The sequence below is a fragment of the Methylobacterium sp. NMS14P genome (assembly GCF_028583545.1).
In the GTDB taxonomy this organism is placed as follows: domain Bacteria; phylum Pseudomonadota; class Alphaproteobacteria; order Rhizobiales; family Beijerinckiaceae; genus Methylobacterium.
In genome coordinates this window covers 5,481,378-5,497,106 of sequence record NZ_CP087106.1, presented here as the reverse complement: position 1 = coordinate 5,497,106, position 15,729 = coordinate 5,481,378, and the positions used below count along the sequence as shown (strand labels likewise).

The 15,729-nt window shown below is 73.5% G+C and carries 17 protein-coding genes; 5 read left to right on the top strand and 12 right to left on the bottom strand.

Translation table 11 applies throughout. The features are described from left to right. Positions 1-7 precede the first annotated feature (7 nt). The 3 genes from LOK46_RS26100 to ppk2 all read right to left on the bottom strand — a co-directional run bounded on the left by LOK46_RS26100 (position 8) and on the right by ppk2 (position 2,085). Positions 8-235, bottom strand: a complete 228-nt coding sequence (locus LOK46_RS26100; protein ID WP_273561244.1) for a hypothetical protein — start codon at positions 233-235, stop codon at positions 8-10. Positions 236-810: 575 nt separating this feature from the next. Then, the gene (locus LOK46_RS26095) at positions 811-1,059 is read right to left on the bottom strand and encodes a hypothetical protein (protein WP_182178593.1); all 249 of its coding nucleotides are present in this window, start codon (positions 1,057-1,059) and stop codon (positions 811-813) included. A 90-nt stretch (positions 1,060-1,149) separates the two neighbouring features. Next, positions 1,150-2,085 carry a polyphosphate kinase 2 gene (ppk2, locus tag LOK46_RS26090; RefSeq protein WP_273561243.1) on the bottom strand — a complete coding sequence of 312 codons (936 nt, stop codon included), beginning with the start codon at positions 2,083-2,085 and terminating at the stop codon, positions 1,150-1,152. A gap of 154 nt (positions 2,086-2,239) precedes the next feature. On the opposite strand from ppk2, the gene LOK46_RS26085 reads away from it, so the two are divergent. Continuing rightward, positions 2,240-2,515 (top strand): hypothetical protein, encoded by a 276-nt coding sequence (locus tag LOK46_RS26085; RefSeq protein WP_273561242.1) that lies wholly within the window; start codon positions 2,240-2,242, stop codon positions 2,513-2,515. A 57-nt stretch (positions 2,516-2,572) separates the two neighbouring features. After that, entirely contained in the window at positions 2,573-3,433 is an 861-nt protein-coding gene (locus LOK46_RS26080) for a metal-dependent phosphohydrolase (protein ID WP_273561241.1), read from the top strand. A gap of 25 nt (positions 3,434-3,458) precedes the next feature. Here LOK46_RS26080 and LOK46_RS26075 read toward each other — a convergent pair whose 3' ends face one another. The 7 genes from LOK46_RS26075 to LOK46_RS26045 form a co-directional block, all read right to left on the bottom strand. Beyond that, positions 3,459-3,839, bottom strand: a complete 381-nt coding sequence (locus LOK46_RS26075; protein WP_273561240.1) for a response regulator — start codon at positions 3,837-3,839, stop codon at positions 3,459-3,461. A gap of 335 nt (positions 3,840-4,174) precedes the next feature. Next, the gene (locus LOK46_RS26070) at positions 4,175-4,807 is read right to left on the bottom strand and encodes a hypothetical protein (RefSeq protein ID WP_273561239.1); all 633 of its coding nucleotides are present in this window, start codon (positions 4,805-4,807) and stop codon (positions 4,175-4,177) included. A 77-nt stretch (positions 4,808-4,884) separates the two neighbouring features. Next, on the bottom strand, positions 4,885-6,231 hold the full coding sequence (locus LOK46_RS26065) for an LLM class flavin-dependent oxidoreductase (protein ID WP_273561238.1): 1,347 nt from the start codon (positions 6,229-6,231) through the stop codon (positions 4,885-4,887). 19 nt (positions 6,232-6,250) lie between these two features. Further along, positions 6,251-6,787, bottom strand: a complete 537-nt coding sequence (locus LOK46_RS26060) for a cupin domain-containing protein (RefSeq protein WP_273561237.1) — start codon at positions 6,785-6,787, stop codon at positions 6,251-6,253. A 19-nt stretch (positions 6,788-6,806) separates the two neighbouring features. Beyond that, positions 6,807-7,745, bottom strand: coding sequence for an ABC transporter substrate-binding protein (locus tag LOK46_RS26055; protein WP_273561236.1), 939 nt, complete (start codon positions 7,743-7,745; stop codon positions 6,807-6,809). Then, entirely contained in the window at positions 7,745-8,839 is a 1,095-nt protein-coding gene (locus LOK46_RS26050) for an LLM class flavin-dependent oxidoreductase (RefSeq protein ID WP_273561235.1), read from the bottom strand. Before LOK46_RS26050 ends, LOK46_RS26055 begins: the two co-directional genes overlap by 1 nt. A 27-nt stretch (positions 8,840-8,866) precedes the next feature. Next, positions 8,867-10,012 carry an acyl-CoA dehydrogenase gene (locus LOK46_RS26045; RefSeq protein WP_273561234.1) on the bottom strand — a complete coding sequence of 382 codons (1,146 nt, stop codon included), beginning with the start codon at positions 10,010-10,012 and terminating at the stop codon, positions 8,867-8,869. A gap of 490 nt (positions 10,013-10,502) precedes the next feature. Here LOK46_RS26045 and LOK46_RS26040 point away from each other — a divergent pair, with 490 nt between their 5' ends. The 3 genes from LOK46_RS26040 to LOK46_RS26030 are packed head-to-tail and all read left to right on the top strand — an operon-like array spanning position 10,503 to position 13,401. After that, positions 10,503-11,603, top strand: a complete 1,101-nt coding sequence (locus LOK46_RS26040) for an ABC transporter substrate-binding protein (RefSeq protein ID WP_273561233.1) — start codon at positions 10,503-10,505, stop codon at positions 11,601-11,603. 8 nt (positions 11,604-11,611) lie between these two features. Then, complete coding sequence (locus LOK46_RS26035) at positions 11,612-12,616, top strand: ABC transporter permease (RefSeq protein ID WP_273561232.1); 1,005 nt, start codon at positions 11,612-11,614, stop codon at positions 12,614-12,616. Further along, positions 12,610-13,401 carry an ABC transporter ATP-binding protein gene (locus tag LOK46_RS26030; protein WP_273561231.1) on the top strand — a complete coding sequence of 264 codons (792 nt, stop codon included), beginning with the start codon at positions 12,610-12,612 and terminating at the stop codon, positions 13,399-13,401. Before LOK46_RS26035 ends, LOK46_RS26030 begins: the two co-directional genes overlap by 7 nt. A gap of 17 nt (positions 13,402-13,418) precedes the next feature. Here LOK46_RS26030 and LOK46_RS26025 read toward each other — a convergent pair whose 3' ends face one another. Both LOK46_RS26025 and LOK46_RS26020 read right to left on the bottom strand, forming a co-directional pair. Next, the gene (locus LOK46_RS26025; protein WP_273561230.1) at positions 13,419-14,777 is read right to left on the bottom strand and encodes an MFS transporter; all 1,359 of its coding nucleotides are present in this window, start codon (positions 14,775-14,777) and stop codon (positions 13,419-13,421) included. Positions 14,778-14,817: 40 nt separating this feature from the next. Further along, entirely contained in the window at positions 14,818-15,729 is a 912-nt protein-coding gene (locus LOK46_RS26020) for an amidohydrolase family protein (protein WP_273561229.1), read from the bottom strand.

The window sequence follows — 15,729 nt, the reverse complement described above, 5'->3', positions numbered from 1 at the left end:
CGACCCGCTACTGCAGGACGGCGCCCGCGGTGTTCGCGCGGATCCATCCCGGAGCGAGGATGTCGCCGCCCTCCGTGATGATCCAGGGATTGGCATCCTCGGCGTCGATCGCCGCGACCGCGGCGGCGAGGGCTGCCCGCAGCGTGGGGAAGCTGCGTGACACGGCCACCCGGGCGGGCGCGTAGCCCGGCCACAGGGTCAGTTCGGCAGGTCTGTCGAGGTCGGTCGGCATCATGGGTCGTGCGGGGCTGGAGGGGCACGCCGCCCGGGCCGCGGGCGTGCGAGGGAGCGGACGGAGGACGGGCGCGGTCAGGCGGTTTTCGGCTTCGGCCGGGGCACGCGCACCTCGACCATCTGGCCGGTCATCGGATTCAGGATCAGCATGACAGCACGTCTCCGGTGGGACTGCCCGTAGAACGCCCGCCGATCGCGCCCGGATCGGGGCGGTCGGCGCAATTGTCCGGGTTGGGTAAACCAACCGTTCACCGCGGCGGCACGCCGTTCATCCGCCCCGTATTCGCCCGAGAATACAACCGAGCGTCGTGCAGGCGGAGGGCCGCGCGCGTACCGTTTTAGGCGTAGGAACCGGCGGAGCGACGCCGCCCGGGTCCGGGACCGGGCGGCGCACCGATCCGGAGCGCGTCGTGCGGAAGGCCGTCCCGCGGGCAGACAAAAGCCCGCCACGGCAGGACCGGGCGGGCGGAGTGGCGGCATAGGGTCGGGAGGTTCGCCGTGGCGGCGACCTGCCATCCTGCCCATGACAGCCGCATGACTGTTGCGCGACCGACGCGCGACACGCGGCCGATCGGGTCAGGCCCGCTCCGGCTCCGCCAGCAGGATGGCGGCGCGGATGGCGGCCCGGCGCAGCCCGGCATCGGCCCAGGGCTGATCGATCAGCGTCCGGGCGAAGGGATGCGAGGCCACCGCGGCCGCGGGGTCGATGCGGAAGCCGTCCCCGAACGCCACCGAACCGGGCGTGGGATCGGCCAGATAGGCGTCGACGACGGCCGAGACGTCGTCATCGACGATATCCAGGGTCGTGAACAGGTCGAGAGTCATCGGGCGCTTCGCCATGGCGGCGCTATAGCCGCGCCACCGCGACAGGATCACGACTCCCCGCCGCTCCCCGCGCCGCTCCCCGCGCCGCGGTCAGTACGCGCCCGGCACGACCATCGCGGCGGGGACCGGACCGCGCACGTAGTCGGCGTGCCGCAGGCGCTCGGGCAGATGGACCGGCGGATGCTCGACGCTGCCGTAGGGGATCTGGCCGAGCAGGTGGCTGATGCAGTTCAGGCGGGCCCGCCGTTTGTCCACCGCCTCGACCACCCACCAGGGCGCCTCCGGGATATGGGTCCGGGCCAGCATGTCCTCCTTCGCCCGGGTGTAGTCCTCCCAGCGCCGGCGCGATTCGACATCCATGGGCGACAGCTTCCACTGCTTCAGCGGATCGCGGATCCGCATCTGGAAGCGGAATTCCTGCTCGGCATCGGTGATCGAGAACCAGTATTTCACGAGGACGATGCCGGAGCGCACCAGCATGCGCTCGAACTCGGGGACCGACCGGAAGAACTCCTCGACCTCCGCCTCGGTGCAGAAGCCCATGACCCGCTCGACGCCGGCGCGGTTGTACCAGGAGCGGTCGAACAGCACGATCTCGCCGCCGGCGGGCAGGTGGGAGACGTAGCGCTGGAAATACCACTGCGTGCGCTCGCGCTCGCTCGGGGCGGGCAAGGCGGCCACGCGGCAGACGCGGGGATTGAGGCGCTGGGTGATCCGCTTGATCACGCCGCCCTTGCCGGCCGAGTCGCGCCCCTCGAACAGCACGACCACGCGGAGCTTCCGATCCTGCACCCAGTCCTGGAGGCGGACCAGCTCGTGCTGCAGCCGGAGCAGTTCGCGGAAATAGACCTTGCGGTCGAGCCGATCGAGCGGTTCGCCGCCGAGGTCGGCCGCGAGCCGGTCGAGGCGCTCCTCCTCGAGCCCGAGTTCCAGCTCCTCGTCGTAGCTGTCGGCGAGGTCGCGCCGGATCGCCTCCAGGGTAGCATCCAGGGTCGTATCCAGGGCAGAGCTGTCGTCGGGCCGCATCGCCGGTTCTCCTGCGCGTCGCGGGGCCGAGCTAGAGCAGTGTTCCGTGACACGCCGGAGAAAGCGCCGCGCCGTCGGCGGCCGATCCCATGTCGCGCCCGTGATCGTTCCGTCATACGGTCTCGCCACCGATCGGGGCGACCGGAGATGCGTCATGGCTGGAGAAGCGACGAGGTCCGCGCCGAAGCGTCGGCGGGACGACCCGGATCCGGCTCGCGCCGAGGGCGAGAAGGTCGGCGCGCGCATCGATGCCGCCTTCGAGAAGCTCGCCGGGAAGCTGCGCGCCCGCGCCGACAAGGCCCACGCCAAGCTCGACGCGGCGACGAAGCCCGACGAGCGCGCGGTGCTGCTGCGCCGCTACGAACTCTACGCGGACGCGGCGGCCTATCTCGAAGAGCGGCTCGTCGATCGCGGGGAGCGATCCGCGTGATCTCCATCGACCCGGCCGGGCGCGGCGCCGCCCGACGCAGCTGACGGCGAGGAACCCATGTTCGACGCGACCAAGATGCTCGCCGACGCCCTCGGCGAGCACCTGGCCCTCACCTACCAGCGGACCTTCGGCAGCCGGGAGCCGCGCTACGCCGAGATCATCGAGGCCGCGGCGCGCCTGACGATCGAGCGGATCGTCGGGAGCGACGCCCTCTACCACGACGGCGACCACACGGCCCTCGTCACCCTGGTCGCCCAGGACATCCTCCGCGGCCGCTTCCTGCAGCAGGGCATCACGCCCGAGGACTGGCTGCACATGATCCTGGCCGCCCTCTACCACGATATCGGTTACGTGCGCGGCGTCTGCGCGGGGGACCGGCTGCAGGCCTTCGTCGTCGACGCGCAGGGCACGACCGTCAGCCTGCCCCGGGGCGCCTCGGACGCGGCGCTGGCGCCCTACCACGTCGAGCGCTCGAAGCTGGCCGTCCAGGAGCGCTTCGGCACACACGATCTCGTCGACGCGTCCCGGGTCATCCGGGCGATCGAGCTGACCCGCTTCCCGGTCCCGGAGGACGATTCCCATCGCGAGACCGGAACCGAGGCCGGCCTCCTGCGGGCGGCCGACCTGATCGGTCAGCTCGGCGACCCGCTCTACCCGCGCAAATTGAATGCCCTGTTCCACGAATTCGCCGAGATCGGCGTCAACGCGGAACTCGGCTACGACAGCCCGGCCGACCTCGCGGAGCGCTACCCGTCGTTCTTCTGGGGCAAGATCGAGCCCGTGATCGGGGACGCGATCCGGTTCCTGGACCTCACGGTCGAGGGGCGGGGCTGGGTCGCGAACCTCTACGCCCACGTCTTCGCCATCGAGCACGACCGCCGGCGCATGGGCCCGCATCCGGGACCGGGTCCCCTCTGAGGCCGCGCCGGCCGGCCCTGCGAGCTCAGGGAGCCGCGACCAGCTTGGTCACGGCCCGGACCAGCTCCGCCGCCACGAACGGCTTCTCGAGGATGGGCCGCCTGGTCTCGGCGGCGGCGCCGGAGACCCGCACGTCGCCGGTGGCGAACAGGTACGGCACGCCGAGGACGCCCAGCCGGTCGGCGACCGGGTAGACGGTGTTCCCGTCGCCCAGATTGACGTCGAGCACCGCGGCGTCGGGCTGGGTCTCGGCGATCAGATCCAGGGCCAGTTCGACCCGCGGGACCGGGCCGATCACCTCGGCCCCGGCGCTGCGCAACCAGCGCTTGACCTCGCTGGCGATGAGATACTCGTCCTCGACGACGAGGACGCGGCACCCGGACAGGGGAGGAACAGCCTCGGGCACGTTTCCTCCCGCCAGTGCGCGACCTCGCCTCGACAACCCGGCGAAGCCACCGGCGGTTCGCCCGGCTCATCAGCGCGGCGCGGGCCAGTTCGCGGCCGAGCCCGCGGATCGTCCCGCAGGCCGGCATGGGCGAGATCCGCCGCGGGGTCTCGGCATCGCCGCACGCGCGACGTCGAACCGGGCCTCCGCCCGCGCTCGGAAGCGTGGCCCCACCCTGCCGTGTCGGAGGAACGTTGGGGCGGGGCCACACCGACGGCGAGCCGTCGGCGGATCGAGCCTGTCACCGGTCGTGCCGGGGCGAACTCGCCTGTGTCAGCTCCCGGCGCCGCAAACCCTCAGCGATCCGATTTCGGCAGCAGGTTGCGGGCCTCCTGGACGGCATCCCGGCAGCTCTGGTCGCCCTTCGCGTTGAGGTCGACGGCGCGCTGAAGGGCGGTCTTGGCCTGCGAGACCTTGTCCTCCGAGGCGAGGCCCGGCGAGGCCTTGGCGTCGCCGCCCTGCGCGGCCGCGGCGGCCGCCGTCGGCCGGTTCTCGGACTGGCGACGGACATCGGCCGGCGAGGTCGCGATCCGGCCGCTGGCCACATCGTCGGCCTGCCCCATGCCGCTCGCCGCCCCGACCGGTCCCGACACCCCGCCCACGGTCCCGGGCGTGCCGCCGCTCTCGCGGGAGGCGCCGCCCTTCTGGGCGCGGTCCGTGTCGGGCGTTCCGACCGGCTTCGCCGTGCTGCCCGTGGCGTCGCCCGCCGTGCCGGCCGTCTGCTGGCTCGCGGCGTTCTCCGGCCCCTTGCGCTGCCCGTAATCGGGCTCGGAGGTGGGCGCCCCCATCCCGACCTGGTTGCCCATGTCCCGCCTGAGCTGGGCGATGGCGTCCGTGCACGGGCCGCCCTCCTGGGCGAGGGCGGCGGCCGGGATCGTGGTGAGGGCGGTCAGGGCCGCGGCCCCGCGGAGCAGGTTGAACAGGCGCATACAGGTTCCCTTCAGACATGTGGGATCACCTGTGGTTCAACCCGCGCTTCTCGGCGTTGTTCGGCGCCCGGCCGCCCTCAGGCGGGCGGCGGGACGTCGGGCGGGAAGTAACGGTTGGCCGGCCGCGCGAGGCCGAGATGGTCGCGCAGCGTCGTCCCGGCGTAGTCCCGGCGGAACAGCCCGCGCCGCTGCAGCTCCGGCACCAGCCGGTCGACCACGTCGTCGAGCCCCTCGGGCACGAACGGGAACATCACGTTGAAGCCGTCGCAGGCGCGCGTCTCCAGCCACTCCTCCATCCGGTCGGCCACCTGCGCGGGCGTGCCGACCATCTGCAGGCCGCCGTAGCCGCCGACCTTGCGGGCGAGCTCCCGCACGGTCGCGCCGGTGCGCCGGGCGTAGTCGACGATCTGGGCCTGCCCGCTCTTGCTGGCGTTGCTCTCGGGGAGCTCAGGCAGCGGCGCGTCGAGGGCGAAGCCCGTCGCGTCGACCCCGAGGCGGACCGAGAGGTTGGCGAGGCCGCTGTCGGGATGGACGAGGTCGTCGAGGCGCGCCTTCTTGGCCTGCGCCTCGTCTTCCGTCTCGCCCAGGACGATGAAGCAGCCGGGCAGGATCTTGAGCTGGTCCGGGTCGCGCCCCGCCGCCGGCATCCGGCCCTTCACGTCGGCGTAGAAAGCCCGCGCCGCCTCCACGGTCGAGCCCGCGCCGAACACCATCTCGGCGGTCTCGGCGGCGATCTGCTTGCCGGCCTCGGAGGCGCCGGCCTGGACGATCACCGGCCAGCCCTGAATCGGCCGGGCGACGTTGAGCGGCCCCTTCACCTTCAGGAAGTCGCCGCGGTGGTCGAGGACGCGCATCTTCGCCGGATCGAAGAACAGGCCGCTCTCCGGATCCATCGTGAAGGCGTCGTCGGCGAAGGAATCCCACAGGCCGGTCACCACGTCGAAGAACTCGCGCGCCCGGGCGTAGCGGGTGGCGTGCTCCAGATGCGCGTCGCGGCCGAAGTTCAGGGCCTCGTCCGGGTTGCCGGAGGTGACGAGGTTCCAGCCGGCCCGCCCCTTCGAGATGTGGTCGAGCGAGGCGAACTTGCGGGCGACGTGGTAGGGCTCGTTGTAGGTGGTCGACGCGGTGGCGATCAGGCCGATCCGCTCGGTGAGCACGGCGAGCGCCGGCAGCAGGGTCAGCGGGTCGAACGACGTCACGGTGGCCGAGCGGCGGAGCGCCGCCACCGGCATGTTCATCACCGCCAGATGGTCGGCCATGAAGAACGCGTCGAACTTCGCCGCCTCCAGCCGCCGGGCGAAGTGCGCCAGGTGCTCGAAGTTGAAGTTCGCGTCCGGATAGCCGCCCGGATAGCGCCACCACGCCGTGTGGATGCCGACCGGGCGCATGAAGGCGCCGAGATGCAGCTGGCGGTCCCGGCTCATCGCTGTCGTCTCCGGTCTCTCACGGATGCTTGTGGATCGGGTCGACCCAGTACACGGTCTCGGGCGCCTCGGCGGCCTCGACGTCGGGCAGGTTGACCACCACCGCCTCGTTGTCGGAGCGCACCAGCACGCATTGCAGGGGCTCGTCGGTCGAGGCGTTGATCTCCTGGTGCGGCACGAAGGGCGGCACGAAGATGAAGTCGCCCGGCCCGGCCTCGGCGACGTACTCGAGTTTGTCGCCCCAGCGCATCCGGGCGCGGCCCGAGACCACGTAGATCACGCTCTCCAGTTCGCCGTGGTGGTGCACGCCGGTCTTGGCGTCGGGCTGGATCGCCACCGTGCCGGCCCAGATCTTCTGGGCGCCGACCCGGGCGGCGTTGATCGCCGCCTGCCGGTACATGCCGGGCGTCTGCGCGGTGTTGGCGTCGAGCCGGTCGCCGGGGATCACCCGCACGCCGTCGTGCTTCCAGCGCTCGGACGCCCCGTGATCGTGGACGTGGCCGTGCGCGTGGCCATGCGCGTGGCTGTGGCCGTGGTCGTCGCCGCTGTCGTGCATGTCGGATCCTCCAGCGCCATCATCGCACGGCGGCGGCGGTTTGCGAGACGCTCGTGTCGAGGATCGCCTCGGCCCGCGGGGCGCGGGCCTTCGGGATCAGCCCGGCGCGGACGTAGAGATCGATGTTGCGCTGCTCGTCGGCGATCACGGACGCGTCGATCGGGACGGCCCGGTAGGCGGCGCGGCCGAACCAGCGCAGCGGCACCGCCTCCGGCAGGCCGATGAGCTTCGACCAGGCGGCCGCGTAGGGCGCCGGATCCTTCAGGGCCCAGGCCCGGGCGCGGGCGAGGCGCGCGCCGAAATCGGCGAGCAGCGCCCGCTTGGTCCGGATCGCGTCGTCGCTCGCCACCGCGAAGGTCAGGCCCGGGGTGATGCCGTTGCCGTCGCGGATCACCCGGACGAGGCCGGCGAGCTCCGCCGTGGAGGTGTAGGGCTCCCAGGTCGACCAGGCGTCGACCGCCCCGGAGGCCAGGGCGATCTTGGCGTCGGCCGGGGGCAGGAAGCTGAAGGTCACGCTGTCGGCGGGCAGCCCCGCCTCCTCCAGCGCCGCCAGGACCACCTGGTGGCCGATCGAGCCGCGGTTCGTCGCGACGCGCTTGCCCTTCAGGTCGGCCACGGTGCGGAGGGGCGAATCCTTCAGCGCCAGGATCGCCAGCCCGTCCTGCCGGTTGCGGAAGGCCAGGAAGGCCTTCACCGGAACCCCGGCGGCGGCCGCGAAGGTGAAGGGCGCGTCGCCGACGCCGCCCGCGTCGATCGCACCGGCGTTCAGCGCCTCGAGCAGGGGCGCGGCGGCCGGGAATTCGCTCCAGTCGAGCCGGTAGGGCAGCCCGTCGAGCACGCCGGCCGCCTCCATCAGCGCGCGGGCATTGCCGCGCTGGTCGCCGACCCGCAGCACGTCCTGGGCCAGCGCCGGCCGGATCGCCAGGATCGCCAGGAGGGCGAGGATGACGGCGCGCATCAGGCGGCCTCGGCGGCGCCGCGGCGCCCGAGGGCGGCCCGGAAGGCGGGCAGCAGCGACCGGCCGTACTGGAGCGCGTCCTCCAGCGGGTCGAAGCCGCGGATCAGGAAGGTCCGCACGCCCAGGTCGTGATAGTCGAGCAGGGCGTCGGCGACCTGCTCGGGGGTGCCGACCAGGGCGGTCGAGTTGCCCGCCGCCCCGGTCTCGGCCGCGATGGCGGTGAACAGGCGCTTGTCGTGGCGCGGCCCCCCGGCGGCGGCCGCGAGGAGCCGCCTCGAGCCCTCGTTCTGCGGCGTCGCGGCCGGGCCGAGGCCCTTGGCGGCCCGGACGGCCCGGGTCCGGGCCAGGATGTCCTCGGCGCGCTCCCAGGCGCGCGCCTCGGTCTCGGCCAGGATCGGCCGGACCGACAGGCTGAAGCGCGGCGCCCGTCCGTGGGGCGCGGCCGCCGCCCGCACCCGGCCGATCAGCTCGGCGACCTGCGCGTGCGTCTCGCCCCAGAGGGCGTAGGTGTCGGCGTGGCGGCCGGCCACCGCCAGCGCCGCCGGCGAGGCCCCGCCGAAATAGACCGGGATCGCGTCCACCGGCTTCACCTCGGAGAAGCCGCGCGCGACCCGGTAGTAGTCGCCCGCGTAGTCGAACGGCGCCGCGGCGGTCCAGCTCTGCCGGACGATGTCGAGGAACTCCCGGGTGCGGGCGTAGCGCTCGTCCTTGGTGAGGTGGTCGCCGTCCTGGGCGAGTTCCCGGTCGTCGCCGCCGCTGATCACGTGGATCGCGACCCGGCCGCCGGTGAGCTGGTCCAGGGTCGCGAACTGCCGCGCCGCCACGGTCGGCGCCGTGAAGCCGGTGCGGTGGGCGATCATCAGCCCCAGCCGCTCCGTCACGGCGGCGACCTGCCCGGCCAGCAGGAGCGCGTCCGGCGCGGTCGAATGGAACGCCACCAGCACCCGGTCGAACCCGCCCCATTCGTGCGCCTGCGCCAGGAGCTTCAGGTAGTCGCGGTCGACGGACGGCCCCGCGGCCGGGTGGATCTCGGAGGTGTGGCGGGGCGCGACGAAGCCGATGAACTCGACGGAATCGGGGGGGAGCAGGCTCATGGTGCGATCTCCGGGTCGAGAGCGGGTTCAGGCGCCGAGGGCGGCCCTGCCGGCGGCGCCGTGGACGGCGTCGGCCTGGGGCCAGTGGATGCGCGCGCACAGGACGTCGCGCAGGTGCCGCTCCAGCGGGTTCGCCCGGGACAGGCCCGCGTTGCCGCACAGCTCCGCGGCGCGCTGGACCGCCGCGATGGCGTTCTCCGTGGCGGTGAGCTTCACGAAGCCGGACTCGCGCGGCGGCGGGGGCTGGCCCGCGTCGACCTCGGCGGCGAGCCCGGCGAGGAGGCGCGCGTTGACGGCGAGCAGCCGCTCGTTCTCGCCGACCGCCTCGTGGAAGCGCGGCAGGCTCGCGAGCGGCGCCCCGAGGCTGCCGGGCCGGCGCGCCCGCAGGAAGCCGATGAACCAGTCCTGCGCCGCCCGGGCCACGCCGTCGTAGAGGGCGGCGAGCAGGGTGCAGCTCCAGGCCTGCTGCCAGGGATCGGGCCCCGACCATCCGCCCGGCGGCCGCAGGTCGACGGCGTGGTCCCCGGGGATCGGCACGTCCGTGAAGTGGACGTCGTGGCTGCCGGAGGCGCGCAGGCCGAGATGGTCCCAGGTCTCCGCGATGCGGATGCCCGGCGCGTCCAACGGCACCAGGACGTTGCCGCTGCGCGGCTCCGCCTCGTCGGTGCGGACGAAGACGAGGCCGTAGGCGAGCCCCGGCGACCCGGTCGCGTAGATCTTGTGCCCGGAGATCCGCCAGCCCGCGCCGTCGCGGCGGGCGACCGTGGCCGGCAGGCCGCCCCGCGAGGGCGTGCCGAGTTCGGGCTCGACCCGCAGGGCGTTGATCAGCGCCCCCCGCGCCACCGCCGCCGCGCCGACCGCGTCGGCGAGCGCGCGCGGCCACGGGGCGTCCGGCCGGTGGATCAGCCCGTGCTGGAGATACTGCATCGCCACGACCAGGGCGGTCGCCGGGTCGGCGGCGCCGAGCGCGCGCACCACCGCGGCGGCCCGCGCCAGACCCGCGCCGCCGCCGCCGAGACGCCGCGGCACGGTGAGGGCCAGGAGCCCGGCCTCCCGCAGCGCCGCGAGGGAGTCGTGCGGGAAGGTCCCCGCGCGGTCGTGGTCGGCCGCGCGGGCGGCGAGCCGTCCGGCGAGGCTGCTGACGATGTCGGGGGGCGTGACGGCGACGGTCATGGGGGGTTCGGCGACGTGATCGGCGGGCGGCCGCGCGGCGCGATCCCGGGAGCCGCGATCGTCCGCCCGCGCCCGGGTCGCGTCAACGAAATGCCGTTCCGAATATCGCCGGACCTGCAGGAGGATGATGCAGCATCGTCGCCCGGCGGAGAAGAACGTGTTTCCGTCTGCGGGGATGGGGAGCAATCGTTCTCCCGGTCATCGGCCGCAATCCGGGCGCGAGGAGACCGACGAGAGCCGCACGCCGCCGACGGGAGGAGGCGATAAAGCGCTGCGGCCAGCGGCCGGAGCGTGAATGATCTTGCCCGATCGCGGGGAAATAGAGGATACGCTTTCGTTGACTCGTTCCGGTCGCGATCGAATACTCGGACCCCTGATCCCTCGACGGATCATCCCCCAACGATGCGGACGCCAGATCCGCCCGGTCACGCGACCGGGGCGGTGACGTGCGCCGTTCCCGCCGCGCGGTCGCGCGGCCCGGAGACCCGAGATGACCGACGCGCCCTCCCACCCGGGCAGCCCTCCGTCCGATCCGTCGCCCTCGCGGCGGCGCCTGCTCCAGGTCGGCGCGGCGGCGGCCGCGCTGCCGCTCGGCCTCGGCATGGGCACCGGCCGGGCCTGGGCGCCCGGGCCGGGCGCGCCGTTCGATCCCGGCCCGCTCTGCCGGCCGGCCGCCGCGGAGGCGCCGACGGGCCCGCTCCGGACGGTCAAGCTGGCCTGGAACGCCACGTCCATCTGCACGGCCGCGGCGCCGCTCGCCAAGGAGCAGGGCATCTTCGCCAAGCACGGGCTCGACGTGGAGTTCGTGAATTTCGGCGGCGCCACGGAGACGCTGCTGGAGGCCATCGCCACCGGCAAGGCCGATGCCGGGATCGGCATGGCCCTGCGCTGGCTCAAGCCCCTGGAGCAGGGTTTCGACGTGAAGATCACGGCGGGGCTGCACGGCGGCTGCATGCGGCTGCTCAGCACCAGATCGGCCGGCATCACCGACATTGCCGGGCTGAAGGGCAAGACCATCGCGATCAGCGATCAGGCGAGCCCGGCCAAGAACTTCTTCGGCCTGCTGCTCGCCAAGGCGGGGATCGATCCCGAGAGCGGGGTGGAGTGGCGGCAGTACCCGGCCGACCTGCTGAACCTCGCGGTGGAGAAGGGCGAGGCCCAGGCGCTCGCCGATTCCGACCCTCGGACCTGGATCTGGCTGAAGGATCCGCGCTTCACCGAGGTCGCCACCAACCTGTCGGGCGAGTACGCCGACCGCACCTGCTGCGTCGTCGCGGCCCGCGGCAGCCTGATCCGGAACGACCGGGCGGTGGCGGCCGCGCTGACCCGGGCGATCCTGGAGGGCGGCCACGCCGTCCACCGGGATCCCGAGACGGCGGCCCGGGCATTCTCCGGCTACGGCGGCAAGGGCTCGATCGCGGACCTGGCCGCGATGCTGCGCAGCCAGAATCACGGCGACAGCCCGGTGGGTGCGCGCCTCAAGCAGCAGCTCGCGCTCTACGGGGACGAGCTGAAGCAGGTGAACGTCTTCCGGCGGTCCACCGACACGGCGAAGTTCGCCGAGCGGATCTACGCCGACGTGCTGAGCTGAGGCGCGCCATGTCCGGAAGCATCACAGCCGGCGTCGCCCCGCGGGCCGCCGCCCCGTCCCGAAGGCTGCCGCGGCCGCCCTGGCGGATCGTCCTCGCCGGCGCCGCCTGGCTCGCCCTGGCCGGCGTGGCCCTCGGCCTGCCCGAGGCGGACGACCTGCCCGAGACCGCGGCCTTCGCGTCCGGTGCGGCGGCGCTCGGCCTCGCCCTCCTGGCGCTCGCGCCCGTCGCCGCCCGCCTCGGCCCTCTCGGGTCGCGGCTGCGGTACTGGAGCCCGTGGCTCACGGTGCTGGCGGTGGCGCTGCTGATCTGGGAGGCGGTCACGGCGAAGTTCGCCCTGCTGCCGATGCCGTTCTTCCCGTCGCCCCAGGCGATCGTGGAGGTCTTCCTCGACGACTGGCCGAAGCTCGGCGGCAGCATCCTCAACTCGCTGATCCTGCTCTCCGGCGGCTACGCCATCGGGGCGGCGACCGGCTTCGTCCTGGGCGTCGCCATCGGCAGCTTCCGGGCGGTGGGCTACTGGGCCCATCCGGTGCTGCGCTTCGTCGGGCCGCTGCCGGCCACGGCGTGGCTGCCCCTCGCCTTCTTCGTCTTCCCGTCCTCGTGGTCGGCCAGCACCTTCCTGGTGGCGCTCGCCACCGGCTTCCCGGTCACGGTGCTGACCTGGTCGGGGGTGGCGGGCGTCAACAAGGCCTATTTCGACGTGGCGCGGACGCTCGGCGCCTCGCGCGGCTTCCTGATCCTGCGCGTGGCGATCCCGGCGGCGCTGCCGCACGTCTTCGTCGGGCTGTTCATGGGGCTCGGCGGCTCCTTCGCGGTGCTGGTCGTCGCCGAGATGCTCGGCGTGAAGTCCGGCCTCGGCTGGTACCTCCAGTGGGCGCAGGGCTGGGCCGCCTACGCCAACATGTACGCGGCGCTGATCGTGATGGCGCTGATGTGCTCCTCCCTGATCACGCTGCTGTTCCGCCTGCGCGACCGCCTGCTCGCGTGGCAGAAGGGGCTGGTGCAATGGTAGCCGCCGCGACCCTCGAACGTCCCGCCGCCCAGAGCGCCGGGGCCCGCCTGGCGGTGGAGGCCGTCAGCCACGCCTTCGCGATCCGCGGGGCGCCCCTGCCGGTCCTCGACCGCGTGAGCCTCGACGTGGAGCCCGGCGGCTTCGTGGCGCTGCTCGGCCCCTCGGGCTGCGGCAAGTCCACCCTGCTGCGGCTCGTCGCCGGCCTGGAGCCGCCCGACCAGGGCGCGATCCGGGTCGACGGCGACTTGGTGGAGGGCCCGGACCCGTCCCGGCTCCTCGTCTTCCAGGACCCGACCCTTTATCCGTGGCGGACCGTGCGCGGCAACGTCGCCCTGGGGCTGGAGGCCCGCGGCGTCGGGCGGTCGCGGGCGGCCCGGGTCGACCAGGCGCTGGGGCTCGTCGGCCTGACCGGTTTCGCGGATGTCTACCCGCACCAGCTCTCCGGCGGCATGGCGCAGCGGGCGGCCCTCGCCCGGGCGCTCGTCAACGAGCCGCGCCTGCTGCTCCTCGACGAGCCGCTGGGCAAGCTCGACGCCCTGACGCGGCTGGCCATGCAGGCCGAGATCCTGCGGCTCTGGCAGGAGAAGCGCTTCACCGCGCTCCTCGTCACCCACGACGTTGAGGAGGCGCTGGTGCTGGCCGAGCGCGTGATCGTGCTCTCCGACCGCCCGGCCGCGATCCGGGCCGAGCTGCCGGTCGCGGCGCCCTATCCGCGCCACCGCGACGATCCCGAGATCGTGCGGCTGCGCCGGGAGATCCTGGGGATCCTCGGCCAGCCGACCTGAGCGTCGCCTCCGCCGCCTCAGACCCGCGCGGCCGACGGGGCCGCCCCGACAGCCGCTGCCCGCGGCTGGTGCCGGCCGATCCAGAAGACCAGGGCGCAGCCGATGCCGGTGAGCGCGCAGAGCGGCAGCAGGGCGACGGGGAAGCTGCCGGTCTGCTCGCGCAGCACCCCGATCAGCGAGGTGATCGCCCCGGTGCCGAGATGCGCCAGGGTGTTGATCGCCGCGATGCCGGCGGCCGTCTGGGCCGGCGGCAGCGTCTCGGTCGCCAGCGCGAAGAACGGGCCCTTGATCGCGTAGTTGCCGAGCAGGACCAGCGACAGCAGGACCAGCGTCATCCAGAGCGAGCCCGTCAGCAGCGTCAGGGCGAAGCTCACCGAGGTCAGCGCCAGCGGCAGGGCCGTGCTCCAGATCCGCTCGCCGCTGCGGTCCGCCCGCAGGCCCCAGACGATCATGAAGACCGAGGCGATGCCGAACGGGATCATGTTCAGCAGGCCGGTCTGCAGGTTGCTGAGGCCGAACCCCTTGAGGATCTGCGGCATCCAGAGGGACAGCGTGTTGCTGGTGGCCGAGCTGCCCGCGTAGATCACGGCGAGGAGCCAGACCTGCCGGCTCGCGAGCACCGCCCAGACCGCCGCGAGGCCGTGGGCGTGGTGCCCGGCGCTCGCCTCGGCGGCGCGCCGCTCGGTCTCCAGCCGGTCCGTCAGCCAGCCGCGCTCCGCCGGGCTCAGGAAGGTCGCCTCGGCCGGCCGGCTCGGCAGCAGCGCGAGGGCGGCGACGCCGAGCAGGACGGCCGGGACCGCCTCCATGATCAGCAGCCACTGCCAGCCGCGCAGGGACGCGGCGCCGTCGAGGGTGAGCAGCGCCGCCGAGAGCGGCGAGCCGAAGAAGCTGGAGAGCGGGATCGCGACCATGAACATCGCCACGATCCGCGCCCGGTAGGCCTTGGGGAACCAGTAGGTCAGGTACAGGATCACGCCGGGGAAGAAGCCGGCCTCGGCCGCGCCCAGCAGGAAGCGGGCCGTGGCGAAGCTGAGCGGACCGGTGACGAAGGCCGAGCCGATGCCGACGAGCCCCCAGGTGATCATGATCCGCGCGATCCAGATCCGCGCGCCGACGCGCTCCATCGCGAGGTTGCTCGGCACCTCGAACAGGACGTAGGCGACGAAGAACAGGCCGCCGCCCAGGCCGAAGGCCGCGGCGGAGAGGCCGAGATCGTGGTTCATGGTCAGCGCCGCGAAGCCGACATTCACCCGGTCGACGTAGGCGATGAAGTAGCAGAGCACGAGGAAGGGGATCAGGCGCAGGCCGACCTTCCGCATCGTTCGGCTCTCGAAGGCGGCCGCGTCCGCCGCGTGGGGCGTGGTCGGTGTTGCCATGGTCCTGTCCTCGCTGGAATTCGGGCGGGCCCGCCTCGGCCTAGCGGTCGAAGCGGAAGAGGGCGGCGGGCGTGTCGGCCAGGACGATCCGGCGCTCGGCCGGGTCCGGCACCCAGGCGTCGAGGTCGCGCCGGGCCCCGGCGGGGCTGGCCTGGGTCTCGAACTGCGTGTGCGGCCAGTCGCTGCCCCAGAGCAGGCGCTGCGCCCCGAAGGCACCGCGCAGGCGCTCGGCGGCCTGCAGCGCCGTCTGCCGGCCGGCCTCGCCGCTGCCGATGCGGTAGGCGCCCGAGAGCTTGACCCAGACGCGGCCGCCGCGGCCGAAGCCGAGCAGGTCGGCGAAGCCCGGATCGGCGATGCCGAGGGCAGGGTCGATCCGGCCGAAGTGATCGACCACCACGGGGACGCCCGCCTCGACCAGCGGCGGCAGCAGCCGCGCCAGGCGCCGCGCCTCGGCCTGGACCTCGATCTGCCAGCCGAGATCCGCCACGCGCGCGAGGTGGGCGCGCCAGACCGGGCTGGCGAAATCCGGGTCCGGCCGGCCGATCAGGTTGAGGCGCAGGCCGACGACGCCCTGGCCGGCGAGGTCGCGCAGGGTGGCGGTCTCGGCCTCCGGGGCCAGCACGGCGATACCGCGCAGCCGCTCCGGCGCGGACCGCAGGGCCGAGACCATGTAGCCGTTGTCGGTGCCGAGGAAGCTCGGCTGGATCAGCACGCCGCGGGCCATGCCGTTCCGGTCCAGCATGGCGCGGTAATCGGCGATGCTCGCGTCGTAGTCGGGGGCGTAGCGCCGGTCGCCCGTGAGGGTCAGGGCCCGGGTGAAGACGTGGGCGTGGGTGTCCACCGCGGCCACGCGGTCGGAGGCGGAGCCGGTCTCAGCCGCGCGGCCGCGGGCCGGAAGTGCGAGCGTGACGCCGCCCGCGAGCAGGGTGCGGCAGAACAGGCGCCGGTTCAT